Genomic DNA, 24,138 nt, shown 5'->3' with positions numbered 1-24,138 from the left:
TGTTGCAATTTTTTCCTGTTCTCTTCATACTAACAAAAAGAAGACATCTGCCTCCCTTTTTTGGACATAGTAAAGAGAGATTCTAAAAAAGTAGGTGGAACGTTGCTACAATATGAATGTCTTATTATTGGGGGCGGCATTGCGGGGTTGCAAGCGGGCATACAGCTCGGGCGCTATCAGCGCAACGTCTTGCTTGTAGACGCTCATTCCGGGCGCTCGTCTCTCTGTAGAAAATATCGTAATTTGTTAGGTTATCCTGACGGTGTCAGTGGAAAAACTTTACGAGAAAATGGGCAAAAACAACTTGAGAAGGTTGGTGTACCGATTGTCTCTGACTACGTTACAGCCATCGAGCGGCAAGGAGATGGGACGTTTGTTGTCTCAACAGCTACGACGCAATGGCAAACGCAAACTTTGTTGCTAGCAACGGGCATTACCGACCGATTACCAGCTATTCCTTCATTAAAAGAATGTTTAGGCGAAAGCATTTATATTTGTCCAGACTGTGATGGGTATGAAGCGCTTGATCGTAACGTAATCGTCATAGGAGCTGGCGAGGCAGGGTGTCAAATGGCATTGGCGTTGCTAAGCTGGGCCCGACGAGTCACGTATATTCATCATGAAGATCCACTGCTTAGTGCAAACCAAAAGCACGCCTTGCAACAGCAAGGAATTTCTTATGTGCAAAAAAAGGTGAAAGCCATCATAACGTCACGCTTTTCAATCTTTGCAGGTGTGCAATTAGAAGACGACTCTCTCTTAATGGGAGACTGTGCTTTTGTCGCTTTTGGAGGCAATATCGTACATACCGAATTGCTGCGCTCCCTTGGTGTTCATATGCATAAGGGACATATTGTAACGGATGCGAGAACGAAAGAGACGTCAATACACAACATATGGGCAGCTGGTGATGTAACGGCTCACTCTGAACAAGTGGCTATTGCGATGGGAGACGGTGTCCAAGCGGCCATTTGGATACAAAAAAAGTTAAAGGGGATGAAGAAATCGTGAGTATCTTTCATGATGTATTCGATCGAAAGAATACACATTCTGTGAAGTGGGATCATGTGGATCAACTATTTGGAGGAGAAGCGCTCTTACCGATGTGGGTAGCAGACATGGATTTTAAGGCGCCACAACCTGTGCTAGACGCCTTGGGTGAACGAATTGCTCACGGTATTTTTGGCTATTCAAAAGCAACAGAACAAACGCGTGAAGCGATCACGACGTGGTTGCAAAGAAAACACGGTTGGACAGTGGATCCAGAATGGCTTGTTTTTACAGCGGGAATCGTACCAGCGATCGCTGCGGCCATCCAAACGTATACGAAAGAGGGCGATGGCATCCTCCTGCAAAGCCCTGTTTATTATCCATTTTCTAACCTGATTACGAAAAATAAACGAACGCTTTATGATAGTCCGTTACAATTTGATGGGCAACAGTATACAATCGATTTTCGTGATTTAGAAGAGAAAATGGCAAGTGGTCATATTAAAATGATGTTGCTTTGCAGTCCTCATAATCCGATTGGACGCGTATGGCGAAAAGATGAACTTACGCAGCTCGCAAAGCTTTGTATTCAGTATGAAGTGTTATTATTTGCAGACGAAATTCATCATGACCTTGTCTATTCCAATTATGAGCATACCGTTGTCTCTTCTTTAAATGAAGAAATAGAACAACGAACATTGACTGGCATTGCACCGAGCAAAACGTTTAATTTAGCAGGTTTACAATTTTCGGCGCTTATCATTCCGAATAAAAAAAGACGGCAGCTTTTTATAGAGCATCTTGAGAAAAATGGATTTTCGTCCCCAGGGGCGCTCGGGATTGTTGCAGCGGAAGCAGCCTATCAACACGGCGAAGCGTGGCTTAATGAATTGCTTCTCTATTTAGAAGAAAACATTGCTTATCTTAAGACGTTTATCGCGGAGCGGCTTCCTGAGATCACGGTCATTGAGCCAGAAGGAACGTATCTTGTATGGCTAGACTGTCGAAAGTTATCCATCGATTTTAAAGCGCTTGAAGCAGTGATGCAAAAAGAAGCTGGTCTTGCTTTAGATGAAGGTTATATTTTTGGAACAAATGGACAAGGGTTTGAACGCATGAATATTGCTTGTCCACTGGAAACGTTAAAAGAAGGGCTAAATCGGCTCGAAACAGCCGTAAACCGTATAAAAACTCGGCTATGAAGAGATGAAGCGCTTAAAACAGCGCTTCATCTCTTTTTATCTTCTTATATGCGTTATTCTCCACTTTGCAGCCACGTCATTATTTTATTAAAATAAGAACTTGTGTGATGAAACGGAAAAAACAATGGAAAGGAGGTTCCACATGTCAACGATGGTAGCAGAACGTGCAATGAATGAGGTTAGTGACCTTGAATTTCAAGTATTACGTATGCAAAATGATCTAAAAGAAATTGCCAAACGATGGGACGTTGTCGGTGTAGAACAAAGTAAGGATGAGCATTTAACAATTGTGTATAAGCAAGAAAATCAGCATCAGTGCAAAATAATGTTAAATGACTGTGCGTCCTCTTTTCAAGGTACGTGGGACTATTCAATTGATGCGGCTTTTAAAGGAGAGGACGGAATCTTTATCGGTGATATTCGGGGTCCAGCTAACAAGGGCTATGGCTCCATCTGTATGCCGTATTTAAAGGAAATTGCCCGAGAGCATAACATTCCGTGTATAACAGGAGATATTGCAAAACGAGATTGGGATCATGTGGATCGGCTTGTTTATTTTTATGAAAAACATGGATTTATCGTAGAGTTAGATGAAGAAAAGCAAACGGGATCCATCGTCTGGAGAAACTAAATGCTCTTCATTGAGAATCGTGTCATTTTATGTTACAGTAAAATTAACCCATTGATAATAAACGAGTAGCGAACTACATGTGTCGTTTCTCGTTTTTTTTTTTCAAAATCGTAAGGATTAGGGGGGGTTAGATGGCGATAAAGCATATGCCTATTCCTTATTTTGAAATTGATAAACAGTTTAATATCTTAGCCCGTTCGGATCAAAGTGTAGAAACCTTTCTCGAAAAAACAAATTTTTTAGAACTTGTTGATGCAGAGAGCAAAGAAAAGGCGTCTCTTTTCTTGTTGTCTCCCGAGTATCATAAGGAAATAGAACTTGTTCTACACACGATTGCAACACCCTTTGCTCTATTTAGTTGTTCCATTCAGTGGCATGAGGATGTGGGGCATTTAGTTTGCTTAGAACAATCGGAAAAGCTTAAAGTACTCGAAGAGAAAGTACAACATCAATCGGAGCGACTGGCCCAGACAAACTTTGAATTGTTTGAGCAAAAAGAGCAGTTAGAAAAGTCGTTAAAGCGCGTCTTGGAATTATCGGCTCACTTTGTGCATTTATCTAAAAGTGTAGGGCTTGTACCATTTACAGGTGATTTGAATGAAGCGTTAATTACTGAAAATAAAGAAACACTTATTCAACTCGTCTACGATGGGGCATTAAACAGTGTATTCTTTGATTTTAGTTCAGTGGAGAAATTAACGGCAAGTGGGTTCGAAGGATTTTGTGAGCTCATTCGCGAATTAAATTTAGTAGGTGCGCTCTGTTATGTTGTTGGTTTGAAACCTGAGCACGCGATGCTGTTAAAAAATAAAAACATTCAAGATATGACCTATTTTATGCGTAACTTAAATGAAGTCATTCATGTCGATTCAGCCTATAGTCCAGAACGCTCTTCGCTGTTATTACAATAGCTCATATCGTAAGGAGGGACTGGTGACGATGGGAATACCAATCTTAAAGTATAGTGATTCTTTGTTTGTTTCGATTCAAGAGGAGCTAGATGATGAGAAGGTCGTGACGTTGCAACAGGATATTTTACGTGACATTCAGCGTCATAGTGCCGCCCGTGTAATCTTAGACGTTTCAGCTTTAGATATCATTGATTCATATAGTGCAAAAGTGTTTAGTGAAAGTGTACAAATGGCAGAGTTAATGGGAGCAAAAGTTGTTTTAACGGGTGTGCAACCAGCGGTAGCTATTACGTTACATGAGATGGGAATTTCAATGCAGCATATTAAGACGGCACTTGATATAGAAAGTGGTCTAGAAGCGTTAAAAAAGATGGAAAACGAAATAAAATTCGAGCGATGAGTTTACTCGTTCGAATTTTTTTTGTGCATTTTTTTTCGGAACCTTTCGACGCTAGTGTGTGGAAAAGTTGAAAAAGAGGAGGAGAGGCGTCAGAAACTGTTGATATTTGCTGAACGATTTTTATTCAGGAAGCGTTTGGTAAGCGATTAGCGTGGTATATATAAGGTACAATGATTAAATAGCTCAATAGCTTTCAATCGATTTTTTAAGTCTATAGCGGATGGAGGCGGTGTTATGAAATATAAAGTGAAAGACTGGCGGCGGTTAACGTTACGTGAACGGTATTTGCTACTCTATGCGGTTGCGCGATTGCAAAAGCAACAACGAATACAAGAGATGTAGAAAGTGAACAAGATGTGTTCATGCTTTCTACCTCTCTCTTTTTTTTGCGTAAATACTTTACGCAGTCAAGCGATCATAGCGCTTCTTTAATATTCTCTCTGTGATGAAACCAGCGACTATACCCGCTATAAATGGCCCATAAGAGGCATTTATGTTGAGTTGAAATGGCTCACTCGTTTGGAGATGGAAGTGCCAGTGTAAAAAATCAAGATTCCATAGAAAGCCGATGCTATAGAGTGCAATCATCGTCAATAGAGAAACGACTAATGGATCCCTAATTAATTTACGTTTCATGACAAACAACTCCTTTTTTTACCATTTTATAAACGATATAAAAAAGTGTCAATGAAGTCCTTATTGATATTGCTCTAACGTTGCAAAGAATGCTGTTGCAAAGTCATAAAACACTTTTTCGGACGGAGCTAACTTTCGCGTGGCGGACGAAATAATGCCAACTGTACGTTCAACGATCGGGATCGCAATGCGCTTTCTTACGGTATAGCGAGGGGTTGTTTCATAAAAAGAACTGTCGGGTAATAACGTAATACCCATCCCCGCCGTCACTAGGCCCTTAATTGCATCCAAATCTTCGCCTTCACACGCAATGTTCGGTGTGAAACCGGCATTTCGGCAAGCATCGGCCACGAGCGTGTGCAAAATATATCCTTTTGGAAACATAACAAAAGGTTCATGACGTAAATCATTTAAAATGAGTTCTTCTTTCTCTGCAAACGGATGATGAGCAGGTAAAAGGGCAGAAACTTTTTCTGTAAATAAAATATGTTCGGTAAGCGCAGGCGAAGAAGGAACCGGTCCGATAAACGCCAGACTAATCTCTCCTTTGGCGACAGCCTCCGTAAGAAAATGATAAGAGCCTTGTCGAAGCAAGAAGGCGATGTGTGGATGCTCTTGTTTAAAGGCGCTAATCACCGTAGGTAACAGATGACTTGCTAAGCTTGTTGGAAACCCGATTTTAATACTACCGCGCTCTGGATCTAAGTATTCTTGCACTTGTTTCTTAGCATAATCAATCCCTTGTAGCGCTGTTTGAATATGATTTAAGAAAATTTTCCCAACAGGTGTAAGCTTTACGTTTCGCCCTTCGCGTTCGAAAAGATCCACCCCGAGCTCTTTTTCGAGATTGGCGATTTGGCGACTAACCGCAGATTGTGCAACGTGGAGATGGTGAGCGGCTTCTGAAACATGTTCACGATGTGCTACTTCCATAAAATAGTATAATTGTCGTAGTTCCATGGTATCTTTTCCTCAATTCATCTCAATAATAGATCATTCCAATCTAAATTATATATTGTTTATATTGATTTTTAAACCTACACTGTTAAAAAGATCTTTAGAAATGAGGGAGCGACAATGAATGTAAGAAAAACGTTACCGCAACAACAAGGATTGTATCAGCCATCTTTTGAACGAGATGCATGTGGCATTGGTGTTTATGCGAATATAAAAGGAAAAGAAACGCATGAAATCATCCAACAAGCGTTAACGATGCTTGTACGAATGGAGCATCGCGGAGGTCAAGGTAGTGATAAAAATGTAGGCGACGGCGCTGGTATGATGGTCGGAATTCCTCATAATTTTTTCCATGAAACCTGTTCCTTTTCACTGCCAGCACGTGGAGAATATGGCGTGGGAATGCTGTTTCTTCCAAATGAAGAGGGGGAACAACGCCGCATTAAAGATCAGATGACCGCGATTATACGTGAAGAACAACACGCAATCATTGGGTGGCGTACCGTACCTGTAAATAAACAGGTGCTAAGTCCGGTGGTTGAGCAAGATACACCTGCCATTGTTCAAGTGTTTATTGAAAAAAGACACGATCAAGACGAGGCAATGTTTCAAACAGCTCTCTATCGTATTCGTAAAAAATGCGAGGCATGGTCTCAAGCGTGCGAGCAAGCCTTTTATATTGTTAGTTTGTCAGCTACAACACTCGTATACAAAGGGCTGTTAACGCCGGCTCAGGTTGGTACCTTTTATGTAGACTTACAGGCGCCGCAATTTATGTCTGCCTTTGCCCTTGTGCATTCTCGTTATAGTACGAATACGTTTCCGAGTTGGGAGCGCGCACATCCTAACCGGTACCTTGTTCATAACGGAGAAATCAATACGTTAACAGGCAATGTACAATGGATGAAGGCAAGAGAGCATGACTTACTTCCTTTTTTATTTTCAAAAGAGGAGAGTGAACGCTATCGCTTGCTTGATACGAGTGGCAGTGATTCGTCTATACTTGATCAAGCCTTTGAGTATTTCTCCTTGGCAGGTCTAGATCTGGCACATGTAGCAATGATGCTTTTACCTGAGCCGTATTTACAGGATACTACCATGGATGAACGGAAGCGCGCTTTTTATGAATATCACAGTCATGTAATGGAACCATGGGACGGTCCGACGGCCATTGCTTTTACGAATGGAGTGCAAATTGGGGCGATGCTTGATCGCAACGGGCTGCGACCAGCGCGCTATTATGTAACGAAAGATGATCATGTCATTTTGTCATCAGAAGTTGGGGTAGTGGATGTAGCGCCAACCAACATTTTATATAAAGGGCGATTATCACCAGGAAAAATGTTACTGCTTGATTTGCAGCAAGGCGTCATTCTTAAAGACGAGGACATAAAACGCAGCTATAGTGAAGCGTATCCGTATCGCGAATGGGTGCAGCACCAAATAACATTGCCTGCAGCAGAAGAGCGCTACGAAGAACTGAACGATGTTGAACAGGCGCAGCACGTTTATGGGGTTAGTTATGAAGAGGTACAAAAGTATTTAGTAGCACTGCTTACAGAAGGCAAAGATCCAATGGGCTCCATGGGAAATGACCGGCCTTTAGCCATTTTATCCAGTCATCCGCAATCCCTATTTTCTTATTTTAAACAACTTTTTGCGCAGGTAACGAATCCACCGATTGATGCTTTGCGAGAAACGCTTGTCACGTCCACGGTAACGTATCTTGGCGGAAGTGGACATCCATTATGTTTCTCGAAAGAAAACTGTCAGTCGATTGTGCTCTCATCACCGGTTTTGTTGCCAAGTGAATTTGCAGCCATTCAAAGCAATCACCTTTTAACATTTCCTGTCGTTACGTTACCAACTTTATTTTCGGAAAATTTAGAAAAGTCAATAGAACAGCTTTGTGAGGAAGCTGAACGAGCAGTTCGGAACGGAACGAGCATACTCATCTTATCAGACCGCGCCTATACGCAGCATGACGTTCCAATGCCTAGTTTGCTCAGTTTAAGTGCCGTTCATCAACATTTAGTAAGCAAAAAGTTACGCATGAAGGTGAGCTTACTTGTCGATAGTGGTGAAGTTCGTGAAGTGCATCATTTCGCCACGCTACTCGGTTATGGTGCTGATGCGATTTATCCGTATTTAGTGTATGCCACGTATGCGCAAGAAGAGGAGCATTTATCAGATTCTTGGAGCGATACGGTGCACCGCTACAAACAAATTATGACAGATGGCATTGTGAAAGTGATGGCTAAAATGGGCATTTCAACGATTCAAAGTTATCGCGGTGCCCAATTATTCGAAGCAGTCGGCATTGGTCGTGATGTAATGAAGAAATTTTTTCCGGACACAGTCTCACAACTTTCCGGTCTATCTTTACCATCTATTGCTCTTGAAGCAACGCTTCGCCATGAGCAAGCCTACAATCGCAGAGGAGCGTCTTTGCCATCTGGCAGTGATTTTCAATGGCGACAAGATGGGGAACATCATGCATTTTCACCAAAAACCATTCATATGTTGCAATGGGCTACGAGAAGAAATGATTATTCCTTATACAAACAATACAGTGAAGCCGCGAATGAAGAAGTACCAACATTTTTACGTCATCTTTTTACATTTAAAAAACGCCAAGCGATTCCGTTAGAAAAAGTAGAAAGTGTAGAACGACTCGTGCAACGCTTTAAGACAGGTGCGATGTCTTTTGGTTCCATCTCGCAAGAAGCGCATGAAGATCTGGCGCGGGCTATGAATGCGCTTGGTGGGAAAAGCAACAGTGGAGAAGGAGGCGAGGATGCACGGCGGTATACACCGGACGCATCCGGAACCTTAGCGAAAAGTGCCATAAAGCAAATTGCTTCCGGCCGTTTTGGCGTGACGAGTCATTATTTAGTCCATGCAAATGAACTTCAAATTAAAATTGCACAGGGAGCAAAGCCAGGAGAAGGTGGACAATTGCCAGGAAACAAAGTATATCCGTGGGTGGCACATGTTCGCAAATCTACACCGGGTGTTGGCCTTATATCGCCGCCACCGCACCATGATATTTATTCTATTGAAGATTTAGCGCAATTAATCTATGATTTGAAAAATGCAAATGAGTCGGCACGCATTTCCGTGAAGCTTGTTTCTAAATCAGGAGTTGGTACCATTGCTGCTGGCACAGCTAAAGGTGGCGCAGATGTTATTGTAATTAGCGGGTATGATGGCGGAACGGGCGCCTCTCCGAAAACGAGTATTACGCATACGGGTTTACCATGGGAACTTGGATTGGCAGAAACGCATCAAACGTTAGTACTCAACGATTTGCGTGAGCGCGTTGTGATCGAAACAGATGGAAAGCTCATGACAGGAAAAGACGTCGTGTATGCTGCTTTATTAGGAGCAGAAGAATTTGGCTTTGCAACGGCTCCTTTAATTGTTTTAGGCTGTGTGATGATGCGGGCGTGTCACTTGGATACATGTCCGGTTGGCATTGCTACCCAAAATCCAGCACTTCGCGAAAACTATACGGGCAATGCAACGCACGTCATGAACTATATGCGGTTTGTCGCTGAGGAAGTTCGAGAGATTATGGCGAGTCTTGGCTTTGCGACATTTGATGAAATGGTTGGACGCAGTGATGTGTTGACACCTTCCAAACGTTATGAAGAGCATTGGAAAGCGCGTCAGCTTGATCTTTCACCATTACTCTATCAAGTGCCTACGAGCAAAGAGGTAACGTCTAGTGAACAATCCAACCTTTTAGCTGATACGCTCGATCGTCAGGTGTTACTTCCCCTAGCAAAGCAAGCGTTACAAAAGGGAGAACGCCTTTACCATTCACTTCCGATTACGAATCAGCATCGCACCGTAGGTACCTTACTAGGAAGCTATATTTCTAGAGAATATGGAGAAGCAGGCTTACCAGAGGATACGCTCACTTTTCATTTTACAGGCTCAGCCGGGCAATCGTTTGGTGCGTTTTTACCAGCCGGGTTATCGCTACATCTTTTTGGAGATGCCAATGATTATGTTGGGAAAGGACTATCTGGCGGTAAGGTTTCCGTTGCAGCTGAACAAGGCGTTTCTTACTTAAGTGATGACCATGTGCTCATTGGTAATGTGGCGTTTTATGGAGCAACCGCTGGAACAGGCTTTATTGCAGGCGCAGCTGGGGAGCGCTTTGCTGTTCGTAATTCGGGTGGTTCCTTTGTCGTTGAAGGAATTGGTGATCATGGCTGTGAGTATATGACAGGTGGTAAAGTTGTCATTTTAGGAGACGTGGGGAAAAATTTTGGTGCTGGTATGTCCGGTGGAATTGCTTATTTATTACCACATGAGGCAGAACAGGTTACGAAACAAATCAATACAGAGCAAGTATGGATTGAAAGCTTACATGATCCACAAGAAGTGCATGATGTGCGGCAGCTTTTAAGACAACATGTACAGTATACGAATAGCACAAAGGCACTTCATGTGCTCCAACACTTTCCAGAAGTAGCGTCACAATTTATAAAAGTAATTCCGAAAGAATATAAAAAAATGCAACAGCGCATTACCGAGCAACAACACCATTATTCAACCGAAGAAGAAGCGATATTAGCCGCTTTCCAAAGCAGTACAGAGAACAAGCAATCACCACAAGTGAAAGGAGCATCACGCCATGAACAAGTTGGACTTTATCCATTATAAGCGCATCGAAGCAACCGAGCGTGATCCGAAACAGCGTATTGATGATTGGGGAGAACATATAGAGTCGCTGGATGAAGCGTATGTTCAACAACAAAGCAAACGATGTATGGATTGTGGCACGCCCTTTTGTCATATTGGCATGGAAATTGGTCAATTTGTTTCCGGTTGTCCTCTTCATAATGTTATACCTGAATGGAATATGCTCGTCTCACAAGGAAAATGGAAAGAAGCGTATGCACGCTTAGTAAAAACGAATAATTTTCCTGAATTTACAGGGCGCGTTTGTCCAGCTCCTTGTGAAGGAGCTTGTACAGCTGAACTGGCATCAGCTCCCGTTACGATTAAAAACATTGAGCTGGCCATTAGCGAACAAGGCTTTACGAACGGTTGGGCGCGGCCGAATGTGCCAACGACGAGAAGTGGTAAAAAAATCGCGATCGTCGGTTCTGGTCCGGCCGGCTTAGCAAGTGGCGATGAGTTAAACCAACGAGGCCACGAGGTAACGATTTTTGAAAAAGCAGATGAACCGGGGGGCTTGTTGTTATACGGCATTCCAAATATGAAATTAGATAAACAAGTGGTGGCACGACGCATTGCGCTTCTAAAAGAAGCGGGAATTACCTTTGTTACGAACATAGAGGTAGGTAAAGATGTGACGTTACAGACGTTGCAAACCGAGTATGATGCCGTTATTTTATGTGTGGGCGCGCAAACCCATCGCGCTCTTCAACTAAAAGGAGATCATGCGCGTGGCATACATGAAGCGATGGATTACTTAACCGAAGCAACGGAAGTTCTTCAAGGGAAACGAACCGATCAACAAGCAGCGCTCCATGTAAAAGATAAAAACGTGATCGTCATTGGTGGGGGCGACACGGGGGCAGATTGTGTGGCAACAGCCTTACGACAAGCGTGTAAGAGCATCGTACAATTTGGAAAATATGAACCACTTCCAGAGAAACGACATCAGGAAAATAGCTGGCCTGAGCTGCCGCAAATTTTCACAATGGATTATGCCTATAAAGAAGCTAGTGCTGTTACAGGAGAAGATCCTCGCCGTTACAACCTTAAAACAAAAGAAATTCTCCTAGATGAAACCGGACATGTAAAAGGGGTGCATACGGTAGAAACGAAAGCGACGAAAGGGAAGGATGGCACGTGGGTTTGGGAGGACATTCCAGGCAGTGAAACGGTGTGGGAGGCAGATTGCATTCTTGTTGCGATTGGCTTTGAACCACCTGCAGCATCCTTATACGATCGCTTTCACGTGTCACAAGGAGCTCACTATGAAAGCAGTGAACCGGGCGTATTTCTAGCCGGAGATGCAAGACGTGGCCAAAGTTTAGTCGTTTGGGCCATTCAAGAAGGCCGAGAAGTTGCCCGTCACGTGCACGCTTTTGTTGAGCAACAGTCGGTTGTGGGGGAATAAACGAAAAACCAAGCGGTTACGCATGTGTAACTGCTTGGTTTTTTTACGCAGCATATTTAAATTTCACGTACCGTATTTTATTTCTTACTATACTAAATTTAAAACCAAAATTTAGTATGCTTTAGGATAACCGATCCCTTACTTTATAAATAGCCTTTGTGCAAAAAAAAGACGCAACACCTTTTCAACATTTTTTGCGAAAATAGTCAGCCATAATCGACGAAAGACGCGAAAGTAAAACGTTCTCTTTCAATCTTTGCCTGGTAGGTCTTTGAATTTTCGTCAATTTTTACGAAGTGCATATTAACTGACTTTCTGAGATAACCTGTGTATGATGATTCGTAATAACTCTTTTGAGAAAGGAAGTTACGATGAAAAAACAGTATGAAGCATTATTTCAATCTTACGAATTTAAAAAAGGAATATCGTTAAAAAACAGAATTGTAATGGCACCTATGACAAACTTTGCCTCCCATGATGATGGGACCGTTTCACAAGATGAATTAGAATATTACAAACGCCGTAGCAAGGGAGCAGGCATGGTCATTACAGCATGCTCTTACGTGTCACCAAGTGGAAAAGGATTCCTAGGTCAGTTTAGTAGCTATACAGATGATATGGTAGGAAGCTTACGAAAGGTCGCAACAACCATTCAAGATGAAGGAGCAAAAGCGATTTTGCAAATTTATCATGGAGGTCGTTTATCACCAGCACATCTTGTTCCAAATCATGATGTTGTAAGTGCAAGTGTCGTTGAAACTGAGCAAAAAAATGAGGACGGATCAACCTTGATGACGCGTGCATTAACACATGAAGAAATTGTAGCTATCATTGATGATTTTGCAGAAACTACACGACGAGCCATTGAAGCAGGCTTTGATGGGATTGAAATTCACGGTGCGAATCGTTATTTAGTGCAACAGTTTTATTCAGGATATACCAATCAACGAGAAGACGCATGGGGAGGTAGCGTAGAAAAACGCATGAAATTCCCTCTTGCTGTTGTGGATGCTGTTGTTGATACTGTCAAGAAACATGCAACGAAACCTTTTATCGTTGGTTATCGTTTTTCTCCAGAAGAACCAGAAGAAGCTGGTATTACAATGAAAGAAACGTATGCTTTAGTGGATGAGCTTGTAAAAAAAGACATTGATTATTTACATGTTTCTGTTTTTGATTTCTGGTCTTTACCACGAAGAGGAGAAGAAAATCAAACGATCTCTCGAATGGAACATTTACAAAATCGCGTCGGTGCTGATATGCCTATTATAGGTGTAGGATCCATCTCTACCCCAGAGCAAGCGGCTAAAGCACTGCAAGTGGTGCCTTTACTTGCTATAGGAAGAGAACTCATTATTGACCCTGATTGGGTACAAAAAGTTGAAAAGGGTCAGGAAGATACGATTGTGACAAAACTTCATTCAGACAAACAACAACAGCTCGTTGTTCCTGATGCGTTATGGCAAGTTATTTTAAATACGCCCTCTTGGTTCCCGATAGAAGGGGAAAATTAATAGGTAAAGCTAGCAGAAGAATTTTTTTGCTAGCTTTTTTTTTGCCCATTTTTTAACGGTCAAGAGAGGTACCTATACGCTTGTACGTCGTTGGAAATATAGTAGGGATAAGGATGCCTGTTTTCTAGTGAAAAGAGGAAGGAGTGAGTAAGAACGTGGGCTGTTGTTTATGTACTGCTTTTAGTCAACTACAAATAGGAGCGAATTTTCAACCGATCTTTGCTACAAGTGGTGTAGCTCCCTTTAATGTAAAGTTTATTGCATTTGATTGTTGTACAGGAAATGTCATTGGGACTGTAGGGGGAGGCATCATACTCTTTCAATGTGGTGAAATTGTTGGTTATTATGCAAATTCTGCTGCACCACCAAATGGGGTAGGTATTATCATCTCTAATTTAAATTTAGGGGGCCCAGGAGCACAGCTGGAATATGTGCAAGTGCAAAATACGGGGTTAGTACCAGTTGATTTAACTGGTTGGACCATTCAAAGCAGTCGAGGAGGACAGACGTTTACGTTTCCACCAGGCTATGTCTTGCAGCCGGGTCAGTCTGTTTTTGTCCAATCTGGTGCGCTTGCCTTTGATGATCCGCCCACCTATTTGCTGTGGACGAATGCAAACGTATGGAATAACAATGGTGATACAGCTGTATTATTTGATGCTTCAGGTGCACCCGTTAGCGTGTATAGTGCGCAATAAAAAAATCCCTCGCAAGGGATTTTTTTTAATGGGATGCTACATAGCGTCGTTCTTTAAACAGGCTTCACATTCTTGTACATAACATTCATGCTGTTCATCCATCACTTTACCACATTCCTTGCACTGCTTATCGGGTAAATTACGATAAAATTCCAATGTCATCATGTCCAATCCCTCCTGTTATTTGTTGGACTAATTGTATTATAACAGATTATATTAGTCAACATCTGTTATAATTATATTGGGTAAATAAGAAAAAAGACCTGAAAAAGAAATAACAGGACGTAAGAGATCTGTTTTACCAATAGAGGGGTTTCTGCTAAAATAAGAAACGAACACGACAGCGTTATAGACTGTCGGCAGTAGAGAAGAAGACATGCGAAGGAGTCAGTAAAATGGAAAAGACATTAATTTTTGGTCACAAAAATCCAGATACAGATACGATTTGCTCAGCAATCGTGTATAGCGATCTGAAAACAAAGCTAGGACAAACTGTGGAAGCCGTTCGTCTAGGTGAAGTAAATAGCGAAACACAATTTGCGCTTGATTTCTTTAACATACAAGCACCACGCCTTGTGGAAACAGTAAGTAATGAAACGAGTTCAGTCATTCTTGTGGATCATAATGAACGTCAACAAAGTGTAGCAGATATTGATCAGGTGACAGTTCTTGAAGTAATTGATCATCATCGTATTGCAAATTTTGAAACGAGTGATCCATTGTACTATCGCTGTGAGCCTGTTGGTTGTACGGCTACGATTCTTTATAAAATGTACAAAGAAAATGGCGTAGACGTTACGAAAGAAATGGCTGGCTTAATGCTTGCTGCTATTATTTCTGATTCCTTACTATTTAAATCACCAACATGTACACAACAAGATATTGATGCGGCCAATGAACTTGCGCACATTGCACAAGTAGAGGCAAATGTATTCGGTCTTGATATGTTAAAAGCAGGTGCTGATCTTAGCAAAAAATCTGTTGCTCAACTCATTACATTAGATGCAAAAGAATTCCAAATGGGCGATAGCAAGGTTGAAATTGCACAAGTAAACACCGTCGATCCAGCAGAGTTACTTGAACGTAAAGAGGAAATTGAAGCGGCCATTCAAGAAACGGTCATCGCAAAAGGTTTAGATTTATTCTTGTTTGTGGCAACCGACATTTTAACAAATGATTCTACGGGAATTGCTATCGGTCATAAAGCTTCTGTCGTTGAAAAAGCATATCATGTAACGTTAGTAAACAATGAGGCGCTACTAAAAGGCGTAGTTTCTCGCAAAAAACAAATTGTCCCTGTTTTAACGGAAGCATTCGGTCTCTAATACGTAAAACGACGGTGAAAGTAATTTTACACCGTCGTTTTTTATAGTGTGCTATTTTTTTATAAATTCCTGAACCCACATTTCATCGGTAGTAGTATGACCAACACCAATATGTGTATAGTCTGGATTTAAAATATTTTTTCGATGACCTTCACTATTCATCCAATCATTTACCGCATCAGATGGTGTATTTTGACCGGTTGCGATGTTTTCCGCTGCTTGATTATAATCAACGCCCGAATTTTTCATCTGATTAAAAGGAGATCCTTTTGTAGGACTATTGTGTGAAAAGTAATTATTTCGGTCCATATCGTTAGCTTTCGCTTGTGCCATTTGTGTCAATTGGCGATCAAGCGTTAACTCTTTTAACCCGTTTTTGCGGCGTTCTGCGTTCGTTAGATCTACAACTTGTTGAATTTGTGATGCATTCGTTGCTTCTGTCGTCCCGTTTTGTCCTTGATTTGTTGCCGGTGGATTTTCGGTTGGGACATTATTTTGAGTAGAAGGCTGCATGGTATCCATGCCTGAAATGTATCCGTTTTTTGTTTTGATTGCATGCTTATAAGCGGTCGGTGCGAGATGCTTCGTATGGTCATTCGGCTTTAAAGACGAATTGCAAGCTGTTAGCAAAAGAAGACAGCTCGGAAGAATAAGTGTGCATTTTTTTATCATAGGAAGGTTACTCCTTTATACGCCATTTTCCTTTAGTATGAGTTATGATGAAGTAACTCATTCTTATAAATTCACTTCTTTCGTAAACACTATAGAAAAATGAAAGGAAGCGGATTATGACATGTCAAGAAAATGAGCAATTAGAAGCGATTGTAGAAGAAGCAAAACACGTAATTACCCATGGGAAAGTGGCAACCTACATTCCAGCGTTACAGTCGGCAGATCCAAATGCACTTGCAGTAGCGATTTATCGTCCAGATGGCTCTTGTTTAGCCGCGGGGAATATTGATATCAAATTTACGTTGCAAAGTATATCAAAAGTACTCGTTCTTGCACTTGCCCTTATGGATCGTGGTGAGGAAACGGTCTTTCACAAGGTCGGTTATGAACCGACAGGAGATCCTTTTGATTCCATTATTAAACTTGAGACGATCTCGCCTTCAAAGCCATTAAATCCAATGATTAATGCGGGAGCACTCGCTGTTACCCATTTAATATGCGGCAACAATGAAGAAGAACAATTTGAGCGTTTGTTAACATTTGTAAGGAAATTAAGTAACAATCCACAGGTTACGTATTGTGAAAATGTAGCACACTCTGAATTTGAGACCGCCTATTTAAATCGAGCCTTGCTGTTTTATATGAAACAACACGGTGTGATCACGTGTGATGTTGAGGCATTGATGAAGTTGTATACAAAGCAATGCGCCATTGAAATGACGTGTCGTGATTTGGCGCGTATTGGCCTCATTTTTGCGATGGGAGGTATCGATCCAGACACAGGTGTCCAGTTAATTCCAACGGCTATTAATACAATTTGTAAGACATTTATGGTTACATGTGGCATGTATAATGCTTCAGGAGAATTTGCTATAAGAGTGGGCATCCCAGCGAAAAGTGGTGTATCTGGGGGGATTATGGGCGCTGTTCCGAATAAGCTTGGCATCGGTGTTTATGGACCTTCGTTAGATACGATGGGCAATAGTATTGGTGGGTTAAAAATGTTGGAATTGTTATCAAAAGAATACGCGCTCAGCATATTTAGAACATAGAAAAAGAAGGAGGCCGAATGCTCCTTCTTTTTCACGAGATGTTAATCTCTTTTCGTTACAAGCTGCTGCTGGGCCATGGCTACTAATCGTTTGGTCATTTCGCCACCGACGGAGCCATTGGCTCTTGAGGTTGTATCCGCTCCAAGATGGACACCAAACTCATTGGCAATCTCTTCTTTCAAGCTCGTTAAAGCCTGTTCAGAACCAGGAACCAATAGTTTGTTTCTTGACATAAGGACACCACCGCTTTCACTTGTAATGTGAGCACAAGGCTCGTTATTTAAGATGCCCTCTTTTTTCTTCTTTACATACGTAGAATATGGTAGGAGGCTAGACGAACATATGAACACAAAATTTACTATTGGGCAAATGGCTAAATTGCATAAAATCCCTATTAAGACGTTGCGATATTATGATGAAATTGGCTTGTTTCCTCCTGCAGAAGTAGATCCTAGTACAGGTTATCGTTATTATTCCATTGATCAATTCGAATGGTTAGATCTAATTTATTATTTAAAAACGTTAGGCGTGCCACTTAAGGAAATTAAAAATCAGTTGCAAAGCCGAACGTTAACTTCATTTTTACACATGTTAAAAAAATATGAGGAGATTACTTCTGAGAAAATAACCGAGCTTCAACGCATACAAAAACAATTACACCACCGAATTACAGAGCTAGAAGGAACGAGACAAGACAACGAAGAGCGCATTCACATTAAACATTTCCCAAAGCGGCATGTTATTCAAATTAAAGAATCCTTTACTTCGCTTTATGAATTAGAACAGCATTTGCGAACAATACAAGACACGGTAAATAAAGCTTCTTCCATTATGATCGGTAAAGTAGGCTTAACCATTGCAAAAACACATGTTTTAAAAAATCAGTTTGATCAGTATAATTCACTCTTTTTACTGTTGGAATTTCCAGATGAATGGAGTGAAGGACAGGAACATGTTACTTCGTTTGTAGAAGGCAGCTATGCTTGTCTTGCTTTTCGTGGTTCACATGAGGAAGCGCCTTATTATTATCGTAAGCTGCTTGCGTATGTACAAGAGCATGGTTATTCGATTGTTGGCGATGCCATTGAGCGTGTCATTGTCGACGCATTTATCTCTCATGACCGCAAAGATTATTATACAGAAATTCAACTACCGGTCGTTTCTGTCTATTGACTCTCCCGTTACTGGAGCCTTTATAGTATTAAAAGGTTAGAGAATTTTAGATGAGAGAGGACGTTATGATGCGTAAGATGGAAGAGAACACTACCCGACGCTTTTCATTTGCGATTATATTAGGAGCATTGACTGCAATCGGGCCACTGTCAATTGACATGTATTTACCTGCTTTGCCGAAGCTTGCGACAGAACTAGCTACACCTGTATCGTTTGCACAATTAAGTTTAACAGCATGCTTGCTCGGTATTGCAGCAGGACAAGTAGTAATCGGTCCACTATCGGACCGAAGAGGAAGAAAGATGCCGTTGTTAGTGTCATTATTCGTTTATGCACTTGCTTCCTTATGGTGTGTTTTTTCACAGCATATTGTCATGTTAATAGTATTGCGATTTATTCAAGGGGCAGCTGGAGCCGGGGGAATTGTCATTGCTCGGGCCATGGTGCGGGACTTATTTTCTGGCACGGAGATGACAAAGTTTGTTTCGTTATTAACGCTTATTAATGGAGCTGCCCCCATTTTAGCGCCGGTCATTGGAGGGCAATTGTTACATTTCACCTCATGGCGCGGTATTTTTGTTACGTTATTCCTTTTAAGTCTGGTTATGATAATTAGCGCAGCTATTGGCTTACCAGAAACTCTTGCTAAAGAAAACAAGGCCGTTGGCGGTATGAAAGAGACACTGATTACGTATGGCAAGCTCGTGCGCGATCGACAATTTATGGGCTATGCCTCGGCTCAAGGATTTGTCATGGCAGCCATGTTTGCTTATATTTCGGGTTCTCCTTTTGTTTTGCAAACGGTCTTTCACGTATCACCCCAAGGCTTTAGCTTACTATTTGCACTAAATGGGCTTGGTATTATTCTCGGAAGTGCGATCGCTGGTAAGCTTGCGGGCACCGTGAAAGAAGAAAGCATTTTAAAGGGTGGCTTGTTACTGGCGGTTGTTGGCAGTCTGCTTATGCTAGTTGTAACATGGCCGACGCACCATTTAATCGGTCTACTCATTGCGCTGTTTTTAACCGTTTCGAGCGTTGGGGTTGTTAGTACCGCTTCCTTTACATTGGCGATGGAAAAACAACAACGATCTGCTGGAGCTGCAGCCGCTTTACTCGGTTTATTACCGTTTATTTTAGGAGGGGTTCTCGCCCCACTTGTAGGACTTGGTCACGATTTAGCAGCAACGATGAGTCTCGTCATTGCCTTATGTGAAGGAATTGGTTTTCTTCTCTTTATAACATTAACGAGGCAGTCGGTAACGTTGACAAGGGGAAATAACCTCAATCGGTAAGTGCTATGCACGGTTACAAAAACGTAACCGTGCTTTTTTTATTGTTTCTTTTTCGCAACATTCAAACAAGGATGGTTGAAAATTTTGTAAAGAAGTGTATAGTAGTAAACATACCGACCGGTTAGTAGGTAAAGGATCAGCATAAAAAGTGTGGGGATGAAAGCATGAAAGATAAAATTATAGAAGTTAGTGTGGCATTGTTTGAGCAAAAGGGCTTTAGTGAAACGTCGATTCAAGATATTGTGGAAGCACTGGGAGTGACAAAAGGAACGTTTTATTATTATTTCAATAGTAAGGAAGCCTTGCTGATGGACATTCATTCTGTCTACATTAATTCCCTCTTAGGGCAACAGGAAGCGATCTTAAATGATGAGGCGAAAAGTAGTGCAGAAAAAGTAACAGCGATGATTGAAATGTTATTAGTAACCATTCGTCAAGCAGGAAGCAGTGCTAAGATTTTCTTTCGAGAGCTTAGTCATTTAAATGAAGAACGATTGGCACTCATTCTTCCAAAAAGAGAAGCATTTCGTGAAAACATTGAACAATTGCTTCAGCAAGGAATTGATGCGAAAGAATTTCGCGCGGATTTAGATATTGCCATTGTTACATTCGGTATTTTAGGAATGGGAAATTGGAGTTATCAGTGGTACCGCCCAGATGGTCGTCTTTCACAGCACGAAGTAGCTCATCATTTTGCCAATATGATTTTACATGGAATTTCAAACCACTAGTGTAGCAGATGCTGATCCGTTGATGATGTATGAGAAAGTGCAGCAAACTACAAGTGATGGAATTTGAAAGGGGATCAAGTGAATGGAGAACTTTAACTATTTATCTGTTGAAAAAGAAGGTAACTTAGGGATCATTACCATTGCAAACCCACCATTAAACGTACTAAGTAAGGCTGTATTTCATGAATTAGAAGACGCTTTTAAAGCGCTCGAAAACGATGAGCAAACCATTGCGGTTTTGTTAACAGGTGAAGGTAATAAAGCATTTGTTGCAGGAGCGGATATTAAAGAATTTCCAGAGATGATGGGTAATGTGAATATGAAATCCAACGTGATGGAAATTCACCATATTTTAAATTATATTGATGCTTTTGCGAAACCAACGATTGCTGTTTTAAATGGTATGACCTTTGGTGGCGGTTGTGAGCTGGCATTAACGTGTGATTTGCGCGTTGCAGAAGAGCATAGCATGATTGGTTTACCCGAAATTACGCTAGGTTTATTTCCAGGAGGCGGCGGCACCCAACGTTTACCACGTTTAGTTGGGGAAGCGCGCGCTAAAGAAATCATGTTTACCGGTGAACCAGTGACAGCTGCCGAAGCCTATCGCATCGGATTAGTAAATGCTACCGCCAAAACAGGCGAAGGATTAGCCGCAGCGAAAACCCTTGCTAGTAAAATGACGCGCTATTCTTTGCAATCGCTTACACGTATTAAAAAGGCCGTTGATGAAGGGCTAAATGTTTCTTTACAAGAAGGCATTGCTAAAGAAGCGGACTTGTTTGAAGAAATTTTTCAAACGAATGATATTAAAGAAGGTGTGCAAGCCTTTATTGAAAAAAGAAAGCCGGCGTTTACGCATAAATAAACCACTACAGCGAGAGAGGAAGATTCTTCATGCATGAAGATATGTTACGCGTTCGCTTTAGCGAAACAGATATGCTCGGTCATGTAAACAATACAAGTTACTTTATTTACTTTGAAGAAGCGCGTATTCGTTATATTGAAGCGCTTGGATTTACGGTAGATCCAACAGAATGGAACTTTATTCTTGCGTCTTCAAAGTGCGATTTTTTACAGCAAGCCTATTTTAATGATGCGTTAAAAGTGCGTACGTTTGCTTCGAAGGTGGGGACGAAAAGCATGCAGTTAGAGCATGAGATCTTTTCAGTGGAAAATGAAGCATTAGTGGCGAAAGGCTATTCTGTTCTTGTGTTTTTTGAAGTGAAAAAGCAACAAACAGCTCCGATTCCGGAATCGTTAAAACAAGCATTAGAAGCTGATATGCTGGCTCAAAAAGAGGAGGAAGTCTCGTGACGCATTTATTAAAAGAAACAGTAGGTCCAGTCATGTTCCTTACGCTAAATCGTCCGGAAAGTTTAAATGCGTTTAGTGAAGAAATGGTGTCGCTTCTAAAAGCAGGATTACACGAAGCCGATGCGTCTTCAGAGATTAAAGTGATTGTTCTAAAAGGCGCCGGTCGTTCATTTGGGGCCGGTGGCGATATTAAGAGCATGGCAATGGCGACCCCTGACCATGTTTATGAGCATCTCGGTCATTTCAATGAATGCATTCTTGCCATTAAGGCGATTGAAAAGCCCGTCATCGCTGTTGTTCATGGTTTTGCTGCTGGCGCGGCTTTTAATCTAGCGCTAGCGTGTGATTTCATTTTAGCGAGTGAAACGAGTCAATTTGCACTCAGTTTCTCTCAAGTTGGTTTGATTTCTGATGGTGGCGGTACATATTTCTTACCTAAATTACTAGGACCGCATTTAGCAAAACAGTTTTTATTTAGTGCAGAGCCGATTCCTGCGCAACGCTTGTATGATGCGGGTGTGATTAGCTCCCTTGTACCTCAGGAACAACTAGAAGAAACAGCGACGGCATATGCTATGAAACTCGCTCATGGGCCAACGCTAGCTTACGGAAAAATGAAAAAACTGATCGATGCATCCTATCATACATCGCTTGAAGATGCACTAGAGCAAGAGCGTCTGACGCAAAAGATGATGGCGATGACAAGTGATCATAAGGAAGGCATTACCGCCTTTGCAGAAAAAAGAAAACCAGCATTTGTTGGTAAATAAAATTGAAAGAGCTAGAGCTAAGGGAGGATGTCCTTTAGCTCTTTTTTTATGTAGAAAACGTAAAGCACGTTTAAAAATAAGGTAAAAAATAGAATAAATAGATGATATATCCTGTTTTTGCCTTTATACTAGAATGTAAGACTAATAAGTAGAAAGGTTGTGGTTTCTATGAAAGTAAGCCAACTCGTTATGAGTGTCACCCTTGCTTCAACGTTAGCTGTTGGAGGTCTTTACAGCAGTGAGCACATCGTCCGCGCAGCCGATGCTCCTACTATGAAAGTAACTGCTTCGCTTCAACCTCACCTTTTTAAAAAGGCAACCAAATCGATTGACATGGACCTTGTCGCTGATCGCGAAATTATTGTCAAAGTAAAAAAAGGGAAGCACGTGTCATTCAAGCGATATGGTGTAAAAGAACAAAGCCACTCACCGGAATTAAATAAAATTGGCATTCGCATCGTTCGCGTTTCTAAGCATAAAAATTACGAAAAAACGCTCCGAGCTTTGCAAAAGGATCGTGCTGTTGTGTATGCAGAGCCTAACTATATAAGAAGAGCAAGTGAAGAAACCCAACCGAACGATCCACTCTATAAAGACCAGTATGCTCTTTCACAAATCAAGTGGTCGCCAACGCTCGTCCCGGAGTCAATGAGTCCTGTTACGGTTGCCGTTATTGATTGTGGAGTGGATGGAAGTCATCCAGAACTTGCTGGAAAAGTGCTTGAAGGAAAGGATTTTATCGGGACAAAATTAAGCAATGCCCATGGTACGCGTGTTTCAGGCGTAATCGCAGCTACATATAATAATAAATTAGGAATTAGTGGAATGAATAATAATGTTCGTATTTTACCTGTCCGAATTGGTGAAGCTTATACGTTTGAAACAGCGGAAGTAGCAGCTGGCATTATGTATGCCGCGGATCATGGCGCAAACATTATCAATATGAGTTTTGCCGAACGGAAAATGAACGAAACAGAATACGATGCGATCCTTTATGCGTATCAAAAGGGAATTACGCTTATCGCAGCAAGTGGGAACTACGCAGATCGTCCGGTAGAATATCCGGCCGCTTATCCTGAGGTCATTGCTGTCGCTGCAACGCAGAAGGGCAGCGAGCTGTCTGAGGCGACGACGAAAGGGAAGGAAATCGATTTAGCCGCCCCTGGTAAGAAAATTCTCTTAACAACAATGGGTGGTGGCTATGCAACTTCATCAGGAACTTCCTATTCCTCACCGACCGTTGCTGGTCTTGCGTCCATGCTTCTATCAAAACAACAGCAACTAACGCCTAGTGAAGTAGAATACTTAATGGAAAAAGGTGCTTATACGCCCGCTGCGTATCAAACGAGCACTGGATTAACACCAACGTACGGATATGGCGAAATTAACGTACCTGATACAATGAATGCCCAATTACCATCCCTTTCGGATGATGTCCCTTCGTCTCCGGAGCAAGCCCAAGAATTAACGTTAGGTCGTCCTTTCCGTAATAAATTTGATCTTCCGAATGATCGAGATGTATATCGCTTGGATGTACCGAAACGAAAAACAGTGAAGATTGAAGTGTTTCCAGTCCCAGGAATGGATCCGGTGCTTGAAATAGATGGAATAACCTATCAAGCATCAGGTAGTAATGAAAGCGAAGTCGCAGAGATTTCATTAGAGGCAGGCAAGCATACAATCACCGTCAAAGAAAACAACGGTCATTGGTCAGAGAAAAAATACATGATTGTAGCTAGTAAATAAATAACAAAAGAAGAA

General features: G+C 41.6%; 23 protein-coding genes. 18 read left to right on the top strand and 5 right to left on the bottom strand.

What is annotated here, in order from left to right; translation table 11 throughout:
* Positions 1–102: 102 nt before the first annotated feature.
* From A374_RS04225 to A374_RS04205, 5 genes are all read left to right on the top strand, one after another.
* Positions 103–1,011, top strand: coding sequence for an NAD(P)/FAD-dependent oxidoreductase (locus A374_RS04225; protein ID WP_007200949.1), 909 nt, complete (start codon positions 103–105; stop codon positions 1,009–1,011).
* Positions 1,008–2,192, top strand: coding sequence for a MalY/PatB family protein (locus A374_RS04220; RefSeq protein ID WP_156793126.1), 1,185 nt, complete (start codon positions 1,008–1,010; stop codon positions 2,190–2,192). Before A374_RS04225 ends, A374_RS04220 begins: the two co-directional genes overlap by 4 nt.
* A gap of 142 nt (positions 2,193–2,334) precedes the next feature.
* Entirely contained in the window at positions 2,335–2,823 is a 489-nt protein-coding gene (locus A374_RS04215; RefSeq protein ID WP_007200947.1) for a hypothetical protein, read from the top strand.
* 131 nt (positions 2,824–2,954) lie between these two features.
* Positions 2,955–3,734 carry an STAS domain-containing protein gene (locus tag A374_RS04210; protein ID WP_007200946.1) on the top strand — a complete coding sequence of 260 codons (780 nt, stop codon included), beginning with the start codon at positions 2,955–2,957 and terminating at the stop codon, positions 3,732–3,734.
* 28 nt (positions 3,735–3,762) lie between these two features.
* Positions 3,763–4,134 (top strand): STAS domain-containing protein, encoded by a 372-nt coding sequence (locus A374_RS04205; protein ID WP_007200945.1) that lies wholly within the window; start codon positions 3,763–3,765, stop codon positions 4,132–4,134.
* Between the two features lie 399 nt (positions 4,135–4,533).
* On the opposite strand, the gene A374_RS04200 is transcribed toward A374_RS04205, so the two are convergent.
* Complete coding sequence (locus tag A374_RS04200; protein WP_007200944.1) at positions 4,534–4,770, bottom strand: hypothetical protein; 237 nt, start codon at positions 4,768–4,770, stop codon at positions 4,534–4,536.
* Positions 4,771–4,830: 60 nt separating this feature from the next.
* Positions 4,831–5,730 carry a glutamate biosynthesis transcriptional regulator GltC gene (gene gltC, locus A374_RS04195; protein ID WP_007200943.1) on the bottom strand — a complete coding sequence of 300 codons (900 nt, stop codon included), beginning with the start codon at positions 5,728–5,730 and terminating at the stop codon, positions 4,831–4,833.
* A 117-nt stretch (positions 5,731–5,847) separates the two neighbouring features.
* On the opposite strand from gltC, the gene gltB reads away from it, so the two are divergent.
* The 4 genes from gltB to A374_RS19445 all read left to right on the top strand — a co-directional run bounded on the left by gltB (position 5,848) and on the right by A374_RS19445 (position 14,045).
* Positions 5,848–10,404, top strand: a complete 4,557-nt coding sequence (gene gltB, locus A374_RS04190) for a glutamate synthase large subunit (protein WP_007200942.1) — start codon at positions 5,848–5,850, stop codon at positions 10,402–10,404.
* Entirely contained in the window at positions 10,376–11,833 is a 1,458-nt protein-coding gene (locus A374_RS04185; RefSeq protein ID WP_007200941.1) for a glutamate synthase subunit beta, read from the top strand. Before gltB ends, A374_RS04185 begins: the two co-directional genes overlap by 29 nt.
* 371 nt (positions 11,834–12,204) lie before the next feature.
* Positions 12,205–13,347, top strand: coding sequence for an NADH-dependent flavin oxidoreductase (locus A374_RS04180; RefSeq protein ID WP_007200940.1), 1,143 nt, complete (start codon positions 12,205–12,207; stop codon positions 13,345–13,347).
* A 143-nt stretch (positions 13,348–13,490) separates the two neighbouring features.
* The gene (locus A374_RS19445) at positions 13,491–14,045 is read left to right on the top strand and encodes a lamin tail domain-containing protein (protein WP_083841938.1); all 555 of its coding nucleotides are present in this window, start codon (positions 13,491–13,493) and stop codon (positions 14,043–14,045) included.
* A gap of 36 nt (positions 14,046–14,081) precedes the next feature.
* Here A374_RS19445 and yhfH read toward each other — a convergent pair whose 3' ends face one another.
* The gene (gene yhfH, locus A374_RS19830) at positions 14,082–14,210 is read right to left on the bottom strand and encodes a protein YhfH (protein ID WP_007200938.1); all 129 of its coding nucleotides are present in this window, start codon (positions 14,208–14,210) and stop codon (positions 14,082–14,084) included.
* Positions 14,211–14,440: 230 nt separating this feature from the next.
* Here yhfH and A374_RS04170 point away from each other — a divergent pair, with 230 nt between their 5' ends.
* Positions 14,441–15,370, top strand: coding sequence for a manganese-dependent inorganic pyrophosphatase (locus tag A374_RS04170; RefSeq protein ID WP_007200937.1), 930 nt, complete (start codon positions 14,441–14,443; stop codon positions 15,368–15,370).
* A gap of 51 nt (positions 15,371–15,421) precedes the next feature.
* Here the strand turns inward: A374_RS04170 and A374_RS04165 are convergent, their stop codons facing one another.
* The gene (locus tag A374_RS04165) at positions 15,422–16,042 is read right to left on the bottom strand and encodes a CAP domain-containing protein (RefSeq protein ID WP_007200936.1); all 621 of its coding nucleotides are present in this window, start codon (positions 16,040–16,042) and stop codon (positions 15,422–15,424) included.
* Positions 16,043–16,158: 116 nt separating this feature from the next.
* Between A374_RS04165 and glsA the strand changes: the two genes are divergently transcribed.
* Positions 16,159–17,094 carry a glutaminase A gene (glsA, locus tag A374_RS04160; protein WP_007200935.1) on the top strand — a complete coding sequence of 312 codons (936 nt, stop codon included), beginning with the start codon at positions 16,159–16,161 and terminating at the stop codon, positions 17,092–17,094.
* A 41-nt stretch (positions 17,095–17,135) separates the two neighbouring features.
* Here glsA and A374_RS04155 read toward each other — a convergent pair whose 3' ends face one another.
* Positions 17,136–17,327 (bottom strand): alpha/beta-type small acid-soluble spore protein, encoded by a 192-nt coding sequence (locus tag A374_RS04155; RefSeq protein ID WP_007200934.1) that lies wholly within the window; start codon positions 17,325–17,327, stop codon positions 17,136–17,138.
* 109 nt (positions 17,328–17,436) lie between these two features.
* Here A374_RS04155 and A374_RS04150 point away from each other — a divergent pair, with 109 nt between their 5' ends.
* The 7 genes from A374_RS04150 to A374_RS19440 all read left to right on the top strand — a co-directional run bounded on the left by A374_RS04150 (position 17,437) and on the right by A374_RS19440 (position 24,123).
* Entirely contained in the window at positions 17,437–18,267 is an 831-nt protein-coding gene (locus tag A374_RS04150; RefSeq protein WP_007200933.1) for a MerR family transcriptional regulator, read from the top strand.
* A gap of 65 nt (positions 18,268–18,332) precedes the next feature.
* Positions 18,333–19,559: a multidrug effflux MFS transporter gene (locus A374_RS04145; protein ID WP_007200932.1), complete on the top strand. Its 1,227-nt coding sequence runs from the start codon at positions 18,333–18,335 to the stop codon at positions 19,557–19,559.
* A 164-nt stretch (positions 19,560–19,723) separates the two neighbouring features.
* The gene (locus A374_RS04140; protein WP_007200931.1) at positions 19,724–20,290 is read left to right on the top strand and encodes a TetR/AcrR family transcriptional regulator; all 567 of its coding nucleotides are present in this window, start codon (positions 19,724–19,726) and stop codon (positions 20,288–20,290) included.
* Between the two features lie 82 nt (positions 20,291–20,372).
* A complete protein-coding gene (locus A374_RS04135; protein WP_007200930.1) occupies positions 20,373–21,158 on the top strand; it encodes an enoyl-CoA hydratase in 786 nt (261 codons plus the stop codon).
* Between the two features lie 29 nt (positions 21,159–21,187).
* Positions 21,188–21,607, top strand: coding sequence for an acyl-CoA thioesterase (locus tag A374_RS04130; protein ID WP_007200929.1), 420 nt, complete (start codon positions 21,188–21,190; stop codon positions 21,605–21,607).
* A 32-nt stretch (positions 21,608–21,639) separates the two neighbouring features.
* Positions 21,640–22,377 carry an enoyl-CoA hydratase/isomerase family protein gene (locus A374_RS04125; protein WP_050979712.1) on the top strand — a complete coding sequence of 246 codons (738 nt, stop codon included), beginning with the start codon at positions 21,640–21,642 and terminating at the stop codon, positions 22,375–22,377.
* Positions 22,378–22,545: 168 nt separating this feature from the next.
* Positions 22,546–24,123 carry a S8 family serine peptidase gene (locus tag A374_RS19440; protein WP_007200927.1) on the top strand — a complete coding sequence of 526 codons (1,578 nt, stop codon included), beginning with the start codon at positions 22,546–22,548 and terminating at the stop codon, positions 24,121–24,123.
* The last annotated feature ends 15 nt before the right edge of the window (positions 24,124–24,138 follow it).

Origin of the sequence: Fictibacillus macauensis ZFHKF-1 (assembly GCF_000269865.1) — a bacterium.
Classification (GTDB): domain Bacteria; phylum Bacillota; class Bacilli; order Bacillales; family Fictibacillaceae; genus Fictibacillus_C; species Fictibacillus_C macauensis.
Note: the sequence above shows the minus strand (reverse complement) of the source record. Positions and strands in the feature narration are given on the sequence as shown.